Source organism: Paenibacillus sp. MMO-177 (assembly GCF_037147795.1).
Classification (GTDB): domain Bacteria; phylum Bacillota; class Bacilli; order Paenibacillales; family Paenibacillaceae; genus Pristimantibacillus.
In genome coordinates this window covers 129392-150198 of record NZ_JBBCUR010000010.1, presented here as the reverse complement: position 1 = coordinate 150198, position 20807 = coordinate 129392, and the positions used below count along the sequence as shown (strand labels likewise).

Annotated in this window: 21 protein-coding genes; 19 read left to right on the top strand and 2 right to left on the bottom strand. The window is 52.5% G+C overall.

What is annotated here, in order from left to right; translation table 11 throughout:
* Nucleotides 1-55: 55 nt before the first annotated feature.
* Entirely contained in the window at nt 56-919 is an 864-nt protein-coding gene (locus WFK81_RS25100) for an AraC family transcriptional regulator (RefSeq protein WP_336789434.1), read from the bottom strand.
* Nucleotides 920-1110: 191 nt separating this feature from the next.
* On the opposite strand from WFK81_RS25100, the gene WFK81_RS25095 reads away from it, so the two are divergent.
* From WFK81_RS25095 to WFK81_RS25080, 4 genes are all read left to right on the top strand, one after another.
* Nucleotides 1111-2283 (top strand): galactokinase, encoded by a 1173-nt coding sequence (locus WFK81_RS25095; protein ID WP_336789432.1) that lies wholly within the window; start codon nt 1111-1113, stop codon nt 2281-2283.
* Between the two features lie 31 nt (nt 2284-2314).
* Nucleotides 2315-3301, top strand: a complete 987-nt coding sequence (gene galE, locus WFK81_RS25090; protein WP_116393637.1) for a UDP-glucose 4-epimerase GalE — start codon at nt 2315-2317, stop codon at nt 3299-3301.
* Nucleotides 3302-3337: 36 nt separating this feature from the next.
* Nucleotides 3338-4927 (top strand): UDP-glucose--hexose-1-phosphate uridylyltransferase, encoded by a 1590-nt coding sequence (locus tag WFK81_RS25085; RefSeq protein WP_336789430.1) that lies wholly within the window; start codon nt 3338-3340, stop codon nt 4925-4927.
* A 284-nt stretch (nt 4928-5211) separates the two neighbouring features.
* On the top strand, nt 5212-5682 hold the full coding sequence (locus tag WFK81_RS25080; protein ID WP_336789428.1) for a hypothetical protein: 471 nt from the start codon (nt 5212-5214) through the stop codon (nt 5680-5682).
* A 241-nt stretch (nt 5683-5923) separates the two neighbouring features.
* Here the strand turns inward: WFK81_RS25080 and WFK81_RS25075 are convergent, their stop codons facing one another.
* Complete coding sequence (locus WFK81_RS25075) at nt 5924-6151, bottom strand: DUF1128 domain-containing protein (RefSeq protein WP_336789426.1); 228 nt, start codon at nt 6149-6151, stop codon at nt 5924-5926.
* A gap of 160 nt (nt 6152-6311) precedes the next feature.
* Between WFK81_RS25075 and yyaC the strand changes: the two genes are divergently transcribed.
* From yyaC to WFK81_RS25000, 15 genes are all read left to right on the top strand, one after another.
* Nucleotides 6312-6851, top strand: coding sequence for a spore protease YyaC (gene yyaC / locus WFK81_RS25070; protein WP_336789424.1), 540 nt, complete (start codon nt 6312-6314; stop codon nt 6849-6851).
* A gap of 190 nt (nt 6852-7041) precedes the next feature.
* Nucleotides 7042-7869: an alpha/beta fold hydrolase gene (locus tag WFK81_RS25065; RefSeq protein ID WP_336789422.1), complete on the top strand. Its 828-nt coding sequence runs from the start codon at nt 7042-7044 to the stop codon at nt 7867-7869.
* Between the two features lie 21 nt (nt 7870-7890).
* A complete protein-coding gene (locus tag WFK81_RS25060; protein WP_336789420.1) occupies nt 7891-8538 on the top strand; it encodes a DUF6483 family protein in 648 nt (215 codons plus the stop codon).
* A 24-nt stretch (nt 8539-8562) separates the two neighbouring features.
* The gene (locus WFK81_RS25055) at nt 8563-9750 is read left to right on the top strand and encodes a class I SAM-dependent methyltransferase (protein WP_336789418.1); all 1188 of its coding nucleotides are present in this window, start codon (nt 8563-8565) and stop codon (nt 9748-9750) included.
* A gap of 103 nt (nt 9751-9853) precedes the next feature.
* Nucleotides 9854-11530, top strand: coding sequence for a histidine kinase N-terminal 7TM domain-containing diguanylate cyclase (locus WFK81_RS25050; RefSeq protein ID WP_336789416.1), 1677 nt, complete (start codon nt 9854-9856; stop codon nt 11528-11530).
* Nucleotides 11531-11697: 167 nt separating this feature from the next.
* Nucleotides 11698-12783, top strand: a complete 1086-nt coding sequence (locus WFK81_RS25045; RefSeq protein WP_336789415.1) for an HD-GYP domain-containing protein — start codon at nt 11698-11700, stop codon at nt 12781-12783.
* 88 nt (nt 12784-12871) lie between these two features.
* Nucleotides 12872-13231: a hypothetical protein gene (locus tag WFK81_RS25040; RefSeq protein ID WP_336789414.1), complete on the top strand. Its 360-nt coding sequence runs from the start codon at nt 12872-12874 to the stop codon at nt 13229-13231.
* A 241-nt stretch (nt 13232-13472) separates the two neighbouring features.
* Complete coding sequence (locus WFK81_RS25035; RefSeq protein WP_336789412.1) at nt 13473-14345, top strand: YitT family protein; 873 nt, start codon at nt 13473-13475, stop codon at nt 14343-14345.
* A gap of 24 nt (nt 14346-14369) precedes the next feature.
* The gene (gene thiL / locus WFK81_RS25030; RefSeq protein ID WP_336789410.1) at nt 14370-15416 is read left to right on the top strand and encodes a thiamine-phosphate kinase; all 1047 of its coding nucleotides are present in this window, start codon (nt 14370-14372) and stop codon (nt 15414-15416) included.
* A gap of 16 nt (nt 15417-15432) precedes the next feature.
* A complete protein-coding gene (gene tsaE / locus WFK81_RS25025) occupies nt 15433-15930 on the top strand; it encodes a tRNA (adenosine(37)-N6)-threonylcarbamoyltransferase complex ATPase subunit type 1 TsaE (protein ID WP_336789484.1) in 498 nt (165 codons plus the stop codon).
* Nucleotides 15923-16744 carry a tRNA (adenosine(37)-N6)-threonylcarbamoyltransferase complex dimerization subunit type 1 TsaB gene (tsaB, locus tag WFK81_RS25020; protein WP_336789409.1) on the top strand — a complete coding sequence of 274 codons (822 nt, stop codon included), beginning with the start codon at nt 15923-15925 and terminating at the stop codon, nt 16742-16744. Before tsaE ends, tsaB begins: the two co-directional genes overlap by 8 nt.
* Nucleotides 16744-17229: a ribosomal protein S18-alanine N-acetyltransferase gene (gene rimI / locus WFK81_RS25015; protein WP_336789407.1), complete on the top strand. Its 486-nt coding sequence runs from the start codon at nt 16744-16746 to the stop codon at nt 17227-17229. Before tsaB ends, rimI begins: the two co-directional genes overlap by 1 nt.
* Nucleotides 17223-18269 (top strand): tRNA (adenosine(37)-N6)-threonylcarbamoyltransferase complex transferase subunit TsaD, encoded by a 1047-nt coding sequence (gene tsaD / locus WFK81_RS25010; protein ID WP_336789406.1) that lies wholly within the window; start codon nt 17223-17225, stop codon nt 18267-18269. The genes rimI and tsaD overlap by 7 nt, the downstream gene beginning before the upstream one ends.
* Before the next feature lie 568 nt (nt 18270-18837).
* Nucleotides 18838-18987 (top strand): hypothetical protein, encoded by a 150-nt coding sequence (locus WFK81_RS25005; RefSeq protein WP_336789405.1) that lies wholly within the window; start codon nt 18838-18840, stop codon nt 18985-18987.
* Between the two features lie 152 nt (nt 18988-19139).
* A complete protein-coding gene (locus tag WFK81_RS25000; protein ID WP_336789403.1) occupies nt 19140-20681 on the top strand; it encodes a 2-isopropylmalate synthase in 1542 nt (513 codons plus the stop codon).
* Nucleotides 20682-20807: the final 126 nt, after the last annotated feature.

Below are 20807 nucleotides of genomic sequence, written 5' to 3'. Positions count from 1 at the left end.
AACGATCACCTCGCCCGTTAATATGCCCCATTTATGGGCTAAGCTTGAATACCCGTTACGTCTTCATTTGACGCATGGATTCGCGGTAGGCGGAAGGGGATAAACCGTAGAAGCGGCGGAATTGCTTGGAGAAATACAAGGAGTCCTGAAGCCCGACAGACGCCGCTATCTGCTCTATAGTTAGTCCTTCGCGTTCCCGGATCATTTGCCGGGCCTTGTCGATCCGGAGCTTGAGCAGGAACGTGCTCGGCGATTCGCCTGTATATCGTTTGAATACCCGAGAAAGATAAGCGCGGTTGTAGCCGAAGGATTCGGCCATCTGCTCGATAGAGACCGGCTGGGCATATTGAGTTGATAAATAATGAATCATTTGCTGGATCAGTTTATCGGTGTCATCCATATTCGTCATAGCGGCATTGTCTTCCGACAACTGATGAACCGTGCAAAATTCAGCCAACAGCAACTGCAAATAACCGGCCGCCTTCAGATGGGCAGCGGGATCGCTTTTGCGAAAGACGCTGAAAATATGGTTGTACAGAACTCCGACGCGCCTGATTTGAGCGGTCTCGGCGACGGGATTGGCCACGGAGAAGCCTGCTGCCTGCACCAGCTCGGCTGCCTGCGGGCCATTAAAGGCCACCCAGCGGTACAGCCATGGCTCATCCGCGTCGGAGGCATAGCTGACAAGAGCTTCCGGCTCGATAAGGAAGGTATGGCCGGCATGAAGCGAATAGCTTTTTCCGCCGCAGGTGAATTCACCCCGGCCTTCAAGCACCGTATGCATGAGGTAAAAATCATATACTTTAGGTCCCCGCTGATGAGACGGTTTGGTTTGGCTCTCGCCTGCAAACAATACATTCATGTGCTCGTTGTACGTAATGACGGGATTTGAAGCCACCTTATAAGTATCTTGCCTCATCTTTGACGGCACCTGCCTTCCGGTGTTGGATTTACAATAATCCCATATTATCATGCCAAGAGGCTTCCTAAAAGTCACATAAATCCATGTGAAAAGCACTTTGCGCCATTTTGCTCGGGCAATCGCTTGCGTTATACTGAAAACAGAACAAAGGCTTCAAAAATTATACAAAAAAGGACTGTTGCAAGCATATGGCCTCTATCGAGCAGCTTACACAACAATTTATACAGCAATTCGGCGGAGAAGCCGCTGAGATCAAAGCTTTTCACGCACCAGGACGCGTTAATCTTATTGGCGAGCATACCGACTATAACGGCGGTTACGTATTCCCGGCAGCACTTACGTTTGGCACAACTTTGCTAATCCGCAAGCGCGATGACCGCCAGCTTGGACTCGCGACGACAAATTTCCCTTCCTCCAAATCGCTTGATATCGACAACATCGCATACGACGAAGCGGATGACTGGATGAACTATCCGAAAGGGATCGTTTACGAATTGGAGCAAAAGGGTATCAAATTCAGCAGCGGTTACGATCTGCTCTTCCATGGCGAAATTCCGAACGGCGCGGGCTTGTCCTCCTCCGCATCGATCGAAGTCGTAACTGCTTACGCTTTGCTTACGATGGAAGGCCAGCCTACGGACACGGTTCAAATTGCGCTCCTGTCCCAGAAGTCGGAGAACGAGTTCAACGGCGTGCAATGCGGCATCATGGATCAGTTCGCCGTGGCTAACGGCAAGAAGGATCATGCGATTCTGCTCATGTGCGATACGCTGGAATACGAACTCGTTCCATTCCAATCCGGCGCTTACAAGCTTGTCATCGGCAACACGAACAAACGCCGCGGCCTGGTAGACTCCGCGTATAACGAACGCCGCTCTCAATGCGAGCAGGCCGTTGTTGACCTCCAGGCGGCATTCCCTGAGCTGAAGCTTCTGGGTCAAATCAACCTGGAGCAGTTCAACGCAAACAAACATTTGATCAAGGATGAAGTTGTCCGCAACCGTGCGCAGCACGTAGTCGAAGAGATCGACCGCGTTCTTCGCTCGATGGATGCCCTGAAAGCAAATGATCTCGAAGCGTTTGGCCAATACATGAACGGCTCGCATGACTCGCTCCGCGATTTGTACGAAGTAACGGGTCCCGAGCTTGACGCGATGGTTGCGGCTGCACGCCAGGTTCCGGGTGTGCTTGGCTCCCGCATGACGGGCGCGGGCTTCGGCGGCTGTACCGTATCGCTTGTTCACGAAGACAGCATCGAACGCTTCAAGGAAGAAGTAGGACGTAAATATACGGAAGCAACGGGACTTACTCCGGACTTCTACGTTTGCAGCATCGGCAATGGTGTAGAACAGCTTCAATAATATAAAACATAGAGAAAGTGGGATGAGGAGTATGGCAGTATTGGTAACCGGAGGAGCGGGCTATATCGGTTCGCACGCCGTGGCTGCTCTTGCAGAACGCGGAGAAGAAATCGTGGTAGTCGATAATCTGCAGCAAGGTCACCGGGAGGCGGTTGTTGGAGGCAAGCTGTACGTAGGCGACCTTCGCGATGCGGAATTTATGGATACGGTGTTTAAAGAAAACAAGATTGACGCGGTTATTCACTTCGCGGCAAACTCGCTGGTTGGCGAGAGCATGACAAACCCTGCGAAATATTATCATAACAATGTGTACGGCACGCTCTGTCTGCTGGAGAAAATGATCGAGCATGACGTGAAAAAAATCGTGTTCTCTTCGACTGCCGCAACTTACGGAGAACCCGAGAACGTGCCGATTGACGAGTTCGACCGCACGCTTCCAACGAACACTTACGGCGAAACCAAGCTTGCGATGGAAAAAATGATGAAGTGGTTCGATGTGGCTCATGGCCTCAAGTATGTATCGCTCCGTTATTTCAACGCAGCCGGCGCTCATGCAAGCGGCAAAATCGGCGAAGATCATAGCCCGGAAACCCACCTGATCCCGATCGTGCTCCAGGCTGCGCTTGGTCAACGTCCACATATCTCGGTATTTGGCGATGATTACGCAACGCCGGACGGCACTTGCATCCGCGATTATATCCATGTGAGCGACCTCGCCGACGCCCATGTCCTTGCCGTAGATAAGCTTCGTCAAGGCTCGGACAGCGCGATTTACAACCTTGGCAACGGCCAAGGCTTCTCCGTCAAAGAAGTGATTGAGATTGCCCGCAAGGTAACGGAGCGCGAGATCAAAGCGGTTATCGAGCCTCGCCGCGCAGGCGACCCGGCTACGCTTGTTGCATCTTCCGCACGTGCCCGCAAGGAGCTGGGCTGGAACCCGTCCCGCGCAAATCTCGAGGACATTATTCGCAGCGCCTGGAACTGGCACGTCAATCACCCTAACGGCTACAGCAACTAAGCAGCCGCTTAGGAACGGAAAGGAGCTTTTTACATCATGACAGTCAAAGAAAACACGACCGTTACCGCATCGGAAGCGCTTGTCCTGATCGACAGGCTTGTCCAATTTGCCCTTCGCCAAGGGATGATTGAGCCGCTTGACGTGAACTACTCGCGCAATGCCTTGCTGGATCTGTTCAAGTTCACGGAGCCTCATGAAGGCGAAATTCCGGATGAAGAGCTGGACAGCCCGGTATCGCTGCTGGAGCCTTTGCTCGATTACGGTTACTCGATCGGCTTGATCGAAGACAACATTCTGACTTACCGCGATCTGCTGGATGCCCGCATTATGGGGCTGCTTATGCCGCGCCCTTCCGAGGCTGCCGCGGCGTTCCGCAGGACAACGGCTGAAGCCGGCATCAAGGCGGCAACGGACGCTTTTTACAAGCTGAGCATCGATTCCAACTACATCCGGATGGATCGCATCCGCAAAAATAAATACTGGGTTCACGAAACCGAATACGGCGAGCTGGAGATTACGATCAATCTGTCCAAGCCGGAGAAGGATCCGAAAGAAATTGCGCTGCTCAAGACGCTGCCGCAGGCGCATTACCCGAAATGTCTGCTCTGCGAGCAGAATGTCGGTTACGCCGGCCGCGCGGATCACCCGGCGCGCCAAAATCTGCGCGTATTGCCGCTGACGCTGGATAACCAGCAGTGGTACTTCCAATATTCGCCGTACGTGTACTATAACGAGCACAGCATCGTGTTTAAAGGCGTTCATGAACCTATGGTTATCTCGCATGGCACCTTCAAGCGTCTGCTCGACTTCGTGGAGCAGTTCTCGCATTATTTCATCGGTTCCAATGCCGATCTGCCGATCGTTGGCGGTTCGATCCTGAGCCATGACCACTTCCAGGCTGGACGCCATACCTTCCCGATGGAGAAGGCAAAGCCGGTAGCTTCGTTCACGGATCCTTCCTTGCCGGGCGTACGCTTCAGCATCGTGAACTGGCCGATGTCGGTAGTCCGCGTAAACGGCACTTCCAAGGACGATGTCCTGCAGGCAGCATGCCGGATGCTTGATGCGTGGCGCGGATACAGCGACGAAGCGGTTGACGTGCTCGCCTTTACGGCGAACGGTGACGGATCGCTTACACCGCATAATACCATTACTCCGATTGCAAGGCTGCTGGATGACGGTGCTTACGAGATTGATCTCGTTCTTCGCAACAACCGGACGAGCGAAGAGCATCCGATGGGCATTTTCCATCCGCATCAGCATCTGCATCATATCAAGAAAGAGAATATCGGCTTGATTGAGGTTATGGGACTGGCTGTGCTGCCGGGACGACTGAAGTCGGAACTCGAGCAGATTGCCGGTTATCTGACAGGGAAGACCGAAGCGCTTCATAACGAGCTGCACAGCCCGGATCATCCGCTTCATCTTCACGCCGAATGGATTGAATCGCTGGTAGCCCGCTATGGCGCATCCAATTCGGAAGAACAGGCTCAGGCTATTGTGGAGGGCGAGACAGGCGCCAAATTCTCCGAGGTATTGAAGGACGCGGGCGTGTTCAAGCAAACCGAAGAAGGCCACGCCGCATTCCAGCGTTTCCTGGCTGCATTCGGCCTGAAGCAAGCCTAATAGTATAGGTCTAAAGCCGTCGTATTGCCCTCGGGACATATACGACGGTTTTTTGGCATGAGGATTGTGCAATAATACAAATCTGTAAAGAAATTAATTTGTAAATCGAAAAAAATTATGGTATTTTTTATATGAAAATATAAACTATTCGCAATGTTATATTTTTGAGAAAAACTTTTATCGAAGTTCTTCGAAGATGAAAAGATATGTGTTCTTTTTTTTTGATAAAGGGGAAAGTCAACGCTTATCTAGAGCATTCCATTTAGGTTAACGGAGGGGTCAAGATGCCGGAAGCAATTATGCCTTTAGATGATTTTTTGCAGCTGAATGCCGAGGAGCAGATCGAAAAGCTGAAGCGCTGGAAGATGGATTACACGCTGAAGGATATTCGGGAAGCTTGGAATTTTAAGCATTCGGCGCAATATTATATGCTGCTGAAGAAGCTGCGGATTTATGAGCGCGTCGTGAATAAATCAGATAAGTTTTATCCGATGCAGGACCAGCTGCTCGTTCAGCAGGGCGGATCCAAGGAGCGCGCTTGGAGAGGCCGTGCGGCGTATGCCCAGCAAGATGAGCAGCCGGCGGACCGATTCAACTACCAGTTGAATACTACGCTTACGGGCTCGGAACTGGCGGAAAAGCTTGAGCGTCTGGCGTTCTTCCTGAAAGGGGAGCAAAAGCCGGTGCAGATCAGCTTGACCATTGAATCGGCGGAAGCTGGGGCTTCAGTCGAATCCGAGGGAACAGACGAATAAGACAGCAAAAGGGGAGCTCTGATTGGGATAGGAGCCCCCCTTTTTATGTATCCTCTGTTATTGAACATATGTCTATAAAATTCTAGTTAATGGCTGTTAGTGGTAAAGATTGTAATAAAGAATGTTACTTTAAGAGTGCTGCTAACATAAAGCTAGGACTTAAGACTTCGTGCTGAAGTCCGATACGCAAAAACGAAAGCACCGGGTGGCCTGAAGCCTGCCGGTGCTTTGCTGTGGACTCTTATTTGACGCGCAGTTTGCCAAGCTCGGATACAAGAGCTTCAACCTCGCTGATGCTGAATTTATCCTTGGATGCCACGACTTCGTATAAATCGCGGATATCCTCGTATTGGTTAACGTTGAAGTGGGAAGCCTGCATCGCTGCTGCTGTCGCCATTCTAAGCTTTGTCTTGATGGTCTCGATCATAAACTCGACGTTTTGCTGGGTTTGTTCTTCCAGATTTACCATGATTAGTCCCCTCTCCGTACTTTAGTTGGTCTTTTTCGTTATTCTCGCCATTGTAACATATTTCACTCATCCCATGCCCTGCAAATTGAACCGGACTGCGTAATTCGGGTACAATGAAAGAAACTACCATTTGAACGAACAACATAAAGCAGGTGTTTGCATGTTAGGGAAGACAAGCGATCAAACGGATAACGGAACGGAGGGACTTCGGGCGTTTTTGACCAAAGTTGCAGCGAGGCATCCTGATCGCAGCCGGATCGTATTCCTATGTATCGGCACGGACCGTTCTACGGGAGACAGCTTTGGCCCATTCGTAGGCACCAAGCTGGAAGAACGCGGCTGGCCTTATGTCTTTGGGACATTACGGCAGCCTTGCGACGCAAAGCGGTTTGCAGATGCGCTGGAACGGTCGGCGGAGCAGGAGAATGCCGTTATCATTGCGGTTGATGCCTGCCTTGGCAAACCGCAGTCCGTTGGAAAGTACGTTACCGCCGAAGGACCGCTTACACCAGGCCAGGCAACGGGCGCCCGCCTGCCGGCTGTCGGCGATTACAGCATTGCCGGTGTCGTGAATGCCAGCAGTCATAAGCCTTATATGACGCTTCAGACGACCTCGCTGTATACCGTCATTCAAATGGCTGAGACGGTTGCTGAGCTGGTCGATCAAGCCTGGAAGCAGGCTCCCGGCTGTGCCGGATAAATGACAGGATTATGCTTTCGAAGCAAGAATCATCACAAAGTGCGATAATTCTTTAAGCGAATGCTTACGAAGCAAGAATCATCACAAAGTGTGACAATTCTTTAAGCGAATGCTTTCGAAGCAAGAATCATCACAAATAGCATATAAATTACGCTATTTGTGTGATAATTCTTTTTAGGAGGTTTAAACAATGACTCAACTTACAATCGCCAATCACACGATTACGCTGCCAGGCGGTATCTCGTTAGCTTATTATGATTCCCAGACGGATCAAAAGCCGGTTGTCGTGCTCCTGCACGGCTATTGCGGAAGCTCCGCCTATTGGGAGCGGGTTGTGGAGCCGATTGCCCGCCAAGCCCGCATTATTGCGCTCGATCTTCGCGGACATGGGCGCTCTTCCGGAGAGACTGGACCGGAAGAGACGAATTCTATGGAATTGTATGCAGACGATCTGGCTGCCATGCTGGATCAGTTGAAAATAGACAAAGCATGCGTTCTCGGCCATTCGCTTGGAGGATATATTACGCTTGCGTTTGCCGAGCGCTATGCAGAGAAGCTGTCCGCTTTCGGGCTTGTTCATTCAACGCCGTTGCCGGACAGCGATGCGGCGAAGGAGAACCGGGATAATGCCGTAGCCGCGATCAAGAAGGACGGCGTAGACGCATTTGTCGAGGGGCTTGTTCCGAAGCTTTATTCCCCGGACAATAAATCGGCGATGCCGGATCAGGTAGAACGTTCGATTGCCATTGGCCGAGGGACAAGCGCGGCTGGTGCGATTGGCGCAGCAAAAGGGATGAAGGAACGTCCCGACCGTACGGAGGTGCTGAAGCAGACTTTGCTGCCGGTGCTGCTCCTTGCGGGCGTGCAGGATCAGATTATTCCCGTGGAACGCACCTTTGTTATCGAGGGGCCAAACGTTTCTCGCGAGAAGCTTGCGGCTGCAGGCCATATGGGCATGGTGGAGCGTCCCGAAGCTTTCGCGGAAGCCTTACTGCGATTCATTAATAAGCTTAATTAGCCATTAGGGGAGGGGAACAGGTTGTTTCGTCGCGACTACTTAATGAACATGATCGAACAGATGACGGAAGCCGTCGGGCAAATATTGCAGTTGAAGCGGGAGCTTAAGCATCAGGACGCCCTGCTCGTTATCGATGAGCTGCTGGATAAACGGTTTGGACTTAGCGGTAAGCTGATCCGTTCCTTGTCCGACAAAGATTTGATGGCGGTGCTGACGACAAACGGCGTGATGGAGACGGACAAAATACAGGCGATAGCCGTAACCTTGAAGCAGGAGTCGGAGCTGCATGCCGAGCTTGGCAACGAAGACGCCAGCTTTGCGTCCGGTTTAAAGGCGCTGCAGCTCTTTATGAGGCTGTCGTTAGTTGACGCCGAGCCTACGCTGGTAAACCCATCGAAGGAAGCGGGACTGCTGCTGGAGCAGTTAAAAGCGTACGAGCTGCCTGATCATGCGAAGCAGCTTCAGGCGGAATGGCTGGAAGGCGAAGGGCAGTTCGCAAGGGCGGAAGATGTCCTGTATGAGCTGATGGAAGATGAAGCGGTATCGGGAGAGGAAGTAGAAGCCTTCTACCGCCGCTTGTTATATTACGATGACGAGAAGCTGGAAGCCGGTTGCTTGCCGCGCGAGGAAGTCCAATACGGGCTGGATTCGTTAGCTTCAAATAAGTAAAAGCAACAGGAGTGACGATTGAATATGACACAGGATTGGCAGCAGTCTATACAAAATATCGTTGATGCGGGGGAACTGCTGCAGGGAACGCTAAGCCAGCTCCGCCGCAAGGATGGGGCGGCAGCTCCCAAAACAGTGGTGCGGCCGGTTCAATTGAAGAACGGGCTTCATTTGCAATTCGAATACCATTACAGCAATAAGGTAACCCATGATAACGTAAAGCCCGAGCTCGCCGGCGCCAGAATCATCGAGCTGCTCGAAGGCGATTACAAGCAGGCGCTGTTTAAGACGCCAGCGGCCGATCTTCAGCTGTTATTCAGCAAGAAAGGGAAGGCCACCATTCTCAGCAAGCCGCCGACCGGATCGGTAAAAGCTTCGGCAGAGCTGCAGCATAACCGCCAGAAAAACCGGATATTGGCCGAAGGAACCGCCGCGCCTTTTCTGGTGGAGCTGGGCATTATGTCGAAGGACGGAGCCGTGCACGCGAAGAAACAGGACAAATACAGGCAGATCAACCGATTCCTCGAGATGGTGACAGACGTGCTGCCGAGTCTTCCGGCGGACAAGCCGCTAACGATTGTTGATTTCGGCTGCGGCAAATCGTACCTGACCTTTGCCCTGTACCATCTGCTAGCTGTTGAACAGAAGCGGGAAATTTCGATAATCGGATTGGACTTGAAGGCGGACGTCATCGCTTTTTGCCAGGAGCTTGCGGACCGGCTTCATTATGACAAGCTGAAGTTCCTGGTGGGGGACATCGCCGATTACGAGGAGTTAAACGAGGCCGATATGGTCGTTACGCTTCACGCCTGCGACACGGCGACGGATGCCGCGCTTGCCAAAGCGGTTAAATGGGGAGCTTCGGTTATTATGTCCGTTCCATGCTGCCAGCACGAATTGTTCCGTCAGGTGGAAAGCGACGTGCTGTCGCCGATTCTGTCCCAGGGGCTGCTCAAGGAGCGCTTCTCCGCCCTTGCAACCGATGCGGCCCGCGGCACGCTGCTTGAGGTGCTTGGTTACAAAGTGCAGATGCTGGAGTTTGTCGATCCGGAGCATACGCCTAAAAACTTGCTGATTCGCGCTGTGCGCGGAGGACAGAAAGGGTCGAAGGAGAAGTGGGAGCAGTACGAGCAATTCCGCAGCTTCCTGCATATTTCCCCCTCTTTGGAGCACATGCTTGCGGACCTTTGGCCTACCCCGTCGAAAAAATAATACGCAGGAAGTCCTATGGAAAGAATTGTCGACTGATATAACATTTGTTACAATGGTAATAGATGGATAGACAATGGATGGGTGAACCGTATTGGAATCGATGATGTGGCTGGATTTTAGCATGTTCCTCGTACTGCTCGGTTTGTTTTTCTACGTGTTTGCAGTTGGTACCATTACCGTGCTGCACAAAATTTATTTTGCGCTGCATCTTGTGTTGATGGTTTGGCCGCTTACTCAATTTATAGCTCAATCGATGCCTGGTTCTCCATACAGGCTTTTTTATCTTTCGGGTTCCTACGCCGGACTGTCACTCGTTGGCGTAGGATGGTTTATCTTTGTTGTATTTATGACGGGACAAGCCCAATTGATACGTACGCGACGGCTTATCATGCTGTCGATCCCGGCGCTGATCTCCGTTGCGTTTGTCATCGTAAATCCGAATCAGCTTTTTCTCTCGATTAACGAAGACTTAGCGGCCAAGCAGCAGCAAAGCGGACCTTTATTCTGGTATATGATCGTTCAGCTGTTCTCGTATATTCTCGTTTCCCTGGTGGTTATGGGCTATACGATCCGCCGCGGCGTATCGGTCCGGCAGCAAATGCTCGTCCGAACAGCCATGAACGGATTATTTGTGCTTGTCTTGTTCGGATTGGGCGATTTTCTCGTCAATATTATTTTTATCAACTATGTGTCCTCCTATTTCTCTATCTTCTCGGTAGGGATTACTTTATCCGCAGTGTATCTTGTCCACGCTATTACCAGACACCGGGTATTCGATATCATTCAAATCGTGCAGCGCGATGTGATGAACACGATCTCGACAGGTATTATCGTCCTGGACGAGAGCGGGGTTGTCCTTGAACTCAACAAAGCAATGAAGCCGATCATGAAGCTTAAGATTGGCGAGCGGTTTACTCCGGAGGCGCTTGCCGTTCATCTATCTAAACCAATTCGGAAACAATTCCGGTTGTTCCTGGAGGAGCAGAAGCTGCGGCCGATGGAGCGGCAGGAGCTGGAGATTTCGCTGCATAGCAACGGCCATTACCGCTACGTCGTTGTGCAGTCCGCCCCCATTCTGAGCCAGAAGAAGAAGGAGCTGCTCGGCCGGCTTCTGACCTTCCACGACGTAACGGAACTGCGCCTCTTGGTGGATGAGACGAATACGCAGAACGAGCTGCTGCAGGACCGGAATCGCGAGCTGCTGGTCATGCAGGACGAGCTGTTCCAGGCCAACAAGAAGCTGGAGCATATGGCGATTACGGACGGATTAACCGGCTGCTATAACCGGAGGTATTTGCTGCAGCAGCTGGAGCATGAGCTTGCGGTTAATGTGCAATACGGCATTCCTTTTTCAATCTTCCTCTTTGATATCGATTTGTTCAAAGCCATTAACGATCAATATGGCCATCTTGTAGGAGACGAAGTGATCTGTTCGACGGTTGAAGCCGTAAAAAACACGCTTCGTTCAGCAGATATTCTCGCTAGGTACGGCGGGGAAGAATTTACGGTCTATTTGCCTCATACGACCCGGGATCAAGCGGATATTATCGCCGATATGGTCAAGGAGTCGGTTGAGCAGAATGTCGTCAGGACCGGACTTGGCAGTCAGTCGGTTAAAGTAACGATCAGCATGGGCGTGGTTTCGGTAGAGCAGTTCGACGAGCAGGCTTTGGACGATCCGAAAGCTTTCCTGAGAGAATTGCTTGCCCAGGCTGACGCGGCATTATACGAAGCGAAATACAGCGGTCGCAACCGTATCGTCAAGCGTAAGCTGGCTTGATGACAGACTCGGCAAACTAAGGGTTAACAGACCCGGTATGCCGAGTTTTTTATTTAATATTTTATTAATAAATGGTAGATATCCTTCCATGATAGTCAGCCCAACATATATCTGATAAAATAGCTTCGTACTGTTGATTGAAGTATGGATCGAAAGAGGTATGGGCGATGAGAAAAGTGCAAATTGGATCGGTCAAACCTGGGGACAAGCTTGCAAAACCGATATTTCAAGATAATGGACGGGTTCTGCTTGGTGAAGGCGTAGAGCTTAATGATCGTTATATAAATCGGCTTCAAAATTTAGGCGTTGACATTGTTTATATCGAAGACGGCATGACAGAGGATCTCATCCCCGAGGATACGCTCAGGGACGAGACTCGCCGGCAGGCAGTGGAAGCGATCTACAAGACGATGAGTTCCTTTAAGGACCAATCGGTTGTGATGAAAGGCCGGGCGATCGCTCCTGATTTAGGACGGACCTTCCGGAATGTGTTTGGCCAGATTATGACGGATTTGACGGCAAGACCAAACATGATGGTGAACCTGACGAATATTCACGTTGCCGACGCTTATTTGTTTCATCATTCGGTGAATGTCGCCATGCTTGCAGGGGTGTTGGGGATTGCAAAGGGCTATAACCGCAACCAGCTGGAGGAGCTTGGCATCGGAGCGTTGCTGTTCGATATCGGAATGACGAAGATTCCGCAAAAGCTGATTGAGAAGGTAGGGCCTCTGACAGCCGATGAACGGGTTATTATGGAGAGCCATACGAAGGAAGGCTTTGATATTTTGCGGAAATATCATGATATTTCCGTCGTGTCGGCGCATTGCGCGCTTCAGCATCATGAACGTTATGACGGCTCCGGTTATCCGCGCCGTCTGAAGCGGGACGAGATTCATATGTACGCCCAGATTGTAGGGATTGCGGATGTCTATGACGCGCTGACCTCTCCGAGGCCGCATCGCAAGCGGTATACGCCATCCGAAGCGATCGAATTCCTGTTTGCCGCAGGCAATACTTACTTTGATTTCGATTTGATCAAGCTCTTCTGCAAGCATATTTCGATATATCCGGTATCGACCACCGTATTGCTCAGCTCCGGCCAGGTCGGGGTAGTATCTCTTAACAGCGAGCTTGCTCTGCATCGGCCGAGGGTTCGGATTATCCGGGAAGCCGACGGCAAGGAGCCGGCTTCGCCGTATGATTTGGAATTGAAGGATGAATTGCACCTGACAATCGTCAAAGAATTGTAATTTTGGACGGACGCGCATAGGAATCTATCCATACCAAGCTATCACTCTCTGAATAACCTAATAAAGAATTAGGAGGGAGGGTGACAGTATGGCTGCCAGAATAAGACCGACTTTAAAAAGTCCTTCCAAAGGCAAAGGAAAAGTGATCAAAAGAACGGCCCAGTTAGCACCGCAGCAATTCGGCCCGATTCTTAGCAGATTGACAGTCGTGTGGGTGAACGAGGAAGGTATCCCGTTTAACACGACCGGTTTTTTTGCTAGATTATCCAGAGGGAACACCGTTGTTTCCACGGCGAACTTTGACCGGTTTGGCGTAGTGCGCTTCAATAATATTACAACTCTTACGACAGCGACGTTTACGCTTCGGATCTTCCGCAGCGCCGACGGAGCGTTGTTCCGTACAAGAACGATACCATCCGGCGTAGAGACGTTTGCCGTAATCGGCTGATTTATAAATAAGAGTGGCTGTGCTAGTTCGTGCACAGCCTTTTTTTTATGATTCAAAGGAATCACGGAGCAATGGCGATCGGAAGAACATTCAAACGCGTAGCTTGCTCATTAACCTGACATCCTATGGGACAAGTTTCGAGGCAGATTGCTATATTCTGCACAGGCTGGTCTTTGAATATCTTGTTTATTAAGGTAAAATAATCGTAATTAGCGTGTTCGGGGGGAGGAACAAGCTACATATGACGGGACATGCACAGCACTTGAAGCTGCCTAAGCTGGAGCTGCTTCGCAGGATCTTATTTATTACGCTGGGAGCGACTCTGGTTTCAGTGGGGTTGGAGATTTTTTTGGTCCCCAATCACATTATTGACGGCGGGATCGTCGGGATATCGATTATCGTATCCCATCTGACGGGACTGCCCCTGGGTATTTTCCTATTCCTTCTTAACCTGCCTTTTCTGGTGCTCGGCTACAAGCAGATCGGCAAAACGTTTGCGATGTCGACCTTGTACGGGGTAAGCGTGATGTCGCTCGGCACTTTCCTGCTTCATCCGGTTCCGCCTTTGACAGAAGAATATTTTCTGGCCTCGATATTTGGCGGCGTGATTCTGGGGGTTGGCGTCGGTATCGTTATCCGGTTCGGCGGATCTTTGGATGGCACGGAGATTATCGCCATTCTGTTTAACAAGCGTCTGCCATTTTCGGTTGGCGAGATTGTGATGTTTTTTAATTTGTTTATTCTCGGGAGCGCGGGCTTTGTGTTCGGCTGGGACCGTGCGATGTATTCGCTTGTCGCCTACTACATTGCCTACAAGATGATTGATATTACGATGGAAGGCTTTGAAGAATCAAAATCGGTCTGGATTATTAGCGATGAGGCCAAAGAGATCGGCGCGGCTATTATGGACCGGCTTGGGCGCGGCGTAACGTATCTGCATGGGGAAGGCGGCTTCTCCGGCGGACAGAAACGGATTATTTTCTGCGTCATTACCCGTCTGGAGGAAGCGAAGATGAAGTCCATCGTGCAAGAACTGGATCCTTCGGCGTTTCTTGCGGTTGGCAATATTCACGATGTGAAGGGCGGCAGATTCAAGAAGCGGGATATTCACTAAAAGAATAGTTAGGAGAAAAGGGCAGTGGACGAATTTGCAAGCATCCGCCATTGGACTTCGGGGCGGCAAAGCGAAAGCTGGCAGCGGGCACGCGGCGTCCGGCTTGGCATTGGAGACGATGCGGCGCTTGTTGACCCCACCGCTCCGATAGCCGGCGTAGCTTCGCCGTATGAATACATCATGGCGATGGATACGATGGTAGAGACGGTGCACTTTAACGAGGTGACGATGTCCTACGAGGATATCGGCTATAAAGCGCTCGCTTCCAACGTCAGCGATATAGCCGCGATGGGCGGCGTACCGCTGCAGGCGCTTGTTTCGGTAAGCGTGCCGAAACAGCTTGGGGGGGAGCCGATGCGCCGGCTCTATGATGGGTTGTACGCCTGCGCCGAGCAATATGGCGTAGCGGTAATTGGCGGCGACACCACCTCGTCGCCGCAGCATCTTGTTGTCGCGGTGACGGTGACAGGCGCCGTCGAAGCGGGCAAGGCGCTGCGCCGGTCGGGGGCGAAGCCCGGCGACGCGGTTGTATTGACCGGCCCCGTAGGCAAGTCGGCGGCCGGGCTGCATGTTCTGCTCGCGCAGCGGGAACGCGGCGCGGATGCGCTCGTGGGGGAACGCATGGCATTGCTTGTGCAGGCGCACCGCCGCCCGACTCCTTCGGTGCGGGCCGGACGCCTGCTGCTCGCGCGGGGAACCTGTCATTCGCTTAATGACGTAAGCGACGGTCTTGCCAGCGAAGCTTGGGAAATCGCTGAAGCATCGGGGCTGGCCGTATCTTTATTCGAGCAGCAGCTTCCGCGCAGCGGCAGTATGGCCGCCTATGCGGGTGCGGCTGGCATCGATCCTCTGGAGTGGATGTTGTACGGCGGAGAGGACTACGTGCTGCTCGGGACTATGGCACACGGCGATGCGGCAGCGGCACAGGCGGCTTTCCATGCGGAAGGGCTGCCCTTTTATATCATTGGGGAGACATCGGCCGGAGCGCCGGCTGTCGAATTAATCCGCGTCACGGACAGAGGCGAGCTGAGGCAGCCGCTGGCCAAACGGGGCTATAATCATTTTGAGTAATAAGCAGGTGAAGAAGATGACGATCAAAGGACAAGTTGTCCTTGCCGTTCGCAGCGAGCACGAAACGGCCTTGCTTGCGCAGCGGATTGCCGGGCTTGTCAAACCGGGCACGGTGCTGGCCTTAGACGGGGACCTTGGGGCCGGCAAGACAACCTTTTCGCAAAAATTCGCAAAAGCGATTGGCGTAACGGATATTGTAAACAGTCCGACGTTTACGATTATTAAAGAATACGAGGGGGCTTCCATGCCCTTTTATCATATGGATGTGTACCGTCTTTCCCTGGAAGAAGCCGACGAGCTGGGGCTGGACGATTATTTCTTCGGCGACGGGGTTACGATTGTGGAATGGGCAAGCCTGATTGAAGAGCTGCTGCCGCCGGAGCGGCTGGAAATGTATATTGCGCATGAAGGCGGCGAGGAGCGCCAGTTTCGGATCTCCGGAATCGGCGAGCCGTATGCCTCTTGGTGCGAGGCTTTGTTGAATGAGATGGGAGCAGGGAATAACGATGACTGAACGAATTGAAGGACCGGTATTGGCGTTTGATACTTCAACCGCTGCTTTTGCGGCGGCGATCTTGGATAAAGGCCGCATTCTGGGGGACATGCAGTCGCTTGCGGAAAGAAACCATTCCGTGCACGTCATTACCCATATCAAGCAGCTGATGGAGCAATGCGGCGTAACGTCAAGCGACGTAGGCGCTATTGCGGTTGGCAGCGGGCCGGGATCTTACACGGGCATGCGGATTGCGATTGCCGCAGCAAAAACGCTCGCTTGGGTATGGAACAAGCCTCTCGTGAGCGTATCCAGTCTTGAGGCGATCGCCTATGGAGGCTGGCATCATGCGGCAGGCGTTAAGCTTGGATCGGCTTCGGCTTCCGGGGCCGGCACAGGTGAGGACTGGGTGCTCCCGATTATGGATGCCCGGCGCGGACAGGTCTATACGGGCGGCTATGCGATGTCGGCAGGCGGCGAGTGGAGCGGCTTTGCGGCAGACGGCGTAAGGCTTATGCATGACTGGGTGGACCGGATTGCGGGAGAAGCGGCGCAGCAGCGGGGACAGGTAAAACGGATTTGGGTGATTGGCGATCTGGCGCTGCACCGGGAAGAAGCGGAACGGCTTCTAGCTTTATGCGATGAGAATCGGTCCGGTGCGGAAGTGCATCTGCTTTCTTATGAGCTGGAAGGCTGCGCGGTAGCCTGGCTTGGCCGCGAGCGTCTGCTTAAAGGCGAGGTCGCGGATACGCATGGACTGACGCCTAACTATACCCAGCTGGCAGAGGCGGAAGTGAATCTTCGCGCCAAGCAGCAGGGGGAGGCGAAGTCCTGATGCTGTCCGATCTTGTTTTTCGTTCCATGACGATGGCGGATATCCCGTTTATCGTTGCTATCGAGCATGAGGCGTTTGCCACTCCGTGGACGCCGGATGCGTTCAAAAACGAGCTGACGAGCAATATGTTTGCGCGTTATATGGTGATGGAGCACGACGGCCAAATTATTGGCTACGGCGGGATGTGGGTCATTGTAGACGAGGCTCATGTCACTAACATTGCCGTACGCGCCGATCATAGAGGCCGAGGGCTTGGAGAACGGCTGTTATCCGAGCTGCAACGGACGGCTGCATTTTTTGGCGCAAACAAAATGACGCTGGAAGTACGCGTGTCCAACGAGATTGCGCAGGGTTTGTACCGGAAGCTGGGCTTTAAGCCTTCCGGCATCCGTCCGGCTTATTATTCCGATAATAACGAAGACGCGTTAATAATGTGGGCGGATCTCAACTCCTATCAGCCTGCAACAGAGGAGCAAGAATGGTGAGCACAACAAATCAGGATGCCGTTATACTGGCGATCGAAACAAGCTGCGACGAAACTTCGGTCGCTGTCGTTCGCGGGGGCAAACATATACTATCCAACGTGATCTCGAGCCAGATCGAGGTCCATAAGCAATTCGGCGGTGTTGTCCCGGAGATCGCATCGCGCAAGCATGTCGAAGTCATTACGCTTATGATCGAGCAGGCTATAGAAGAGTCCGGCCTTACGCTGCAGGATATCTCCGCTGTAGCCGTCACGCAAGGCCCTGGGCTTGTAGGGGCCTTGCTGGTTGGCATCGTAGCGGCCAAAAGCCTCGCGATGGCGCTGGACGTGCCTTTTATCGGGACGCATCACATTGCGGGGCATATCTATGCCAATCAGCTTGTTCATGAGCTGGAATACCCGTGCATGGCGCTTGTCGTTTCCGGCGGGCATACGGAGCTTGTTCTGCTGGAGAGCGAAGGCAGCTTCCGCATGATTGGCCGTACCCGTGACGATGCGGTTGGCGAGGCTTATGACAAAGTAGCAAGAGCTTTGAAATTCCCGTATCCCGGCGGACCTCATATTGACCGGCTTGCATCGGAGGCAGAGGCAGTCATTGAGCTGCCGCGCGCTTGGCTGGAGCCGGATTCTTATGATTTCAGCTTCAGCGGCTTGAAGTCTGCCGTCCTTGCCGTCATCAATCAGACGAACATGAAGGGCGAAACGCTGGATGCCGGAGCTCTTGCCCGCGGATTCCAGGAGTCGGTGATCGAGGTGCTGGTCGAAAAAGCGCTTCGCGCTGTCCGAGCCTTTGGCGCCAAGCAGCTGCTCTTATGCGGCGGCGTAGCGGCGAATAAAGGCTTGCGCGCCGCTCTTGCGTCGCGCTGCGACAAGGAAGGCGTGCCGCTCTTGGTTCCGCCGCACAAGCTGTGCACGGACAATGCGGCCATGATTGGCGCGGCGGCCTTTTTGAAATGGCAGAAGCGCGAATTCACTTCGCTGGATATGAAGGCGGAGCCTAATTTCTCGCTGGAGGGCTGGGCCAAGCCTTCCGTCTCTTAACAAATATTTTCAACTCTTGGAATTGACAGAATATTTGTTGGAGAATATAATGAGTACCAATAGTTCAAACTTCATACTGTGCAAACGCTAAGAACAGGAGTAGTAAGGCTAATCCGGGTTTAGAGAGCTGCGGGAAGGTGCAACGCAGTCGAAGGATACCTGAAACTCGCCTGGGAGCGGAGCAGCGGATAAGCGCGGCTGGCCATGGATAGCCCGCAAGTACGTTGCTACGGATAACCCCCGTAACAGGGTGCGCATTCGTCAACATCCGGAGTTGGCAATGTGCCTAAGGTGGACATTCGAAGCTGATAACTTTACAGCGGTTGATGTCAACAAGGGTGGTACCGCGCAGGTTAATGATAGCCTGTCGTCTCTTGATTTCAAGAGGCGACAGGCTTTTTGGTGTTTTTGAACTAGGATTGGGAAGTTTCAGTTTCAAACATACGCAAATTCATATACAAAACGCTGGGAACAGGATCAGTAAAGCAATAAAGCGGGTAAACAGAGCAATTGAACAATCGGGCAGAGCCTGAACGGAGCAATTGCTGCTGCAGAGAGCTGCGGGGTGGTGCGACGCGGTCGAAGCTTAAGCTTGAACTCGCCTGGGAGCGGAATGATGGAAGCCGGCCGGCTGCTTAACAGCAGTAAAGCTTATGGCAAGTACATCGTTACGGTAAACCTCCGTCATCGGGTGTTCAAGCGGGTCGGACCCGCATGAAGCTTAAGGCTTAGCCATAGAAGTGGCTGCTTCATGAAGGTTCCGGCCAATGAGAGTGGTACCACGGCAGCTCATTTACGGGCCTGTCGTCTCTTACACAGAGACGACAGGCCTTTTTTGTTCCAAAAAAACACATAACGGAGGGTATTCCCATGAAAAAAATTCAAATCTTCGATACAACATTACGCGACGGCGAGCAATCGCCTGGAGCATCGATTGAGCCTGAACGCAAAATTATTATCGCCCGCCAGCTGGCGAAGCTGGGAGTTGATATTATCGAGCCGGGCTTTGCGATCTCCAGTCCAGGCGAATTTGCGGCTATCCAGCAAATCTCCCGCGAGCTGCAAAACGTTGAGATTTGCGGCTTTGCCCGCGCGGTAAAGGTCGACATTGATGCCGCCGTCAAAGCGACGCAGGATGCGGCCAAACGGCGCCTGCATCTGTTCATTTCCTCCTCGGATATTCATCTGAGCCATCAAATCCGCAAGACGCGGTCGGAAGTCATTCAGATTGCAAAGGATATGATTTCTTACGCCAAGCAGTTTGTTGACGAAATTCAATTTGCCGCTATGGACTCCACGCGTTCGGACCGCGATTTTGTGATCGAGCTGGTGGAAGCGGCAATCGAATCGGGAGCTACGATTATCAATCTGCCCGACACGCTCGGTTACGCGCTGCCAAATGAAATGGTGGATCTGTTCACGTCGGTACGCCAGCAGGCGCGGGGCGGAGACAAGGTTCGCTACAGCACGCATAACCATAACGATCTGGGCATGGCGGTCGCGAACAGTCTGGCAGCCGTGCAAGCGGGAGCAACGCAGGTTGAGGTCACCGTAAACGGCGTTGGCGAACGGGCAGGCAACTGCTCGCTCGAGGAGCTGGCGATGCTGATCGAGACGCGCAAATCGGCTCTGCAGATCGAGACCAATATCGAGCAAGGCGAGATCTATACAACCTCTCATATGGTCAGCCGCGCGATGCATTATCCGATCGCCTATAATAAACCGATTGTTGGCCGCAACGCCTTCCAGCATGAATCCGGCATTCACCAGGACGGCTTGCTGAAGGACCGCAGCACCTATGAGATTATGGATCCGGAAGCAATGGGGATTTCCCGCAGCATGATTATTCTGGGCCGCCATTCCGGCCGCCATGCGATCAAGCACCGTTTGTCGGAATACGGCATTGCGGTAGCGGACAACGAATTGAACGATGTGTATAACAAATTCAAACAGGTCGCCGACGAGAAAAAGATCGTAACCGATGACGAGTTGATCCGCATCGCCGGCGAAGCGACCGAGACGCAGCCGGATCCATACAAGCTGATGGATCTGCAGGTATTGGCCGGCAGCCAGAAGTCCCGCATTGCTTCGGTTACCATACGCGACGGCGAGGACGGCCAGGAGCGTTCCTACTCCGGAATGGGCGAAGGGCCATTGGAGGCGGTTATCCACTGCATCCAGCAGGCGATTCCGGTAGCCGCCCAATTCGAGGATCTGGAGCTGCATTCGTTATCGACGGGAGAGGATGCCCACGGCGAAGCGGTAGTCAGCATCATTATCGAAGGCGAGCGCTTCCGCGGCACTTCCATTCATAAGGACATCATTTACGCGGCTGCCCAAGCTTATGTCGCGGCTTGCAATCAGGCTGTTATGACAAGCAGAAAACAGGTCGTTGAAGAAAATGCCGGTTAACCGGAATAGTTATCCACAAAAACATGACTGCTGTGCATAAGAGGAAAAAAACGGATAAATACAGCCTTTTCCCTGTGTATAAAAATGCGTGCAAGTCGTGGATAGTTTTTACACAGCCTGCTTGTG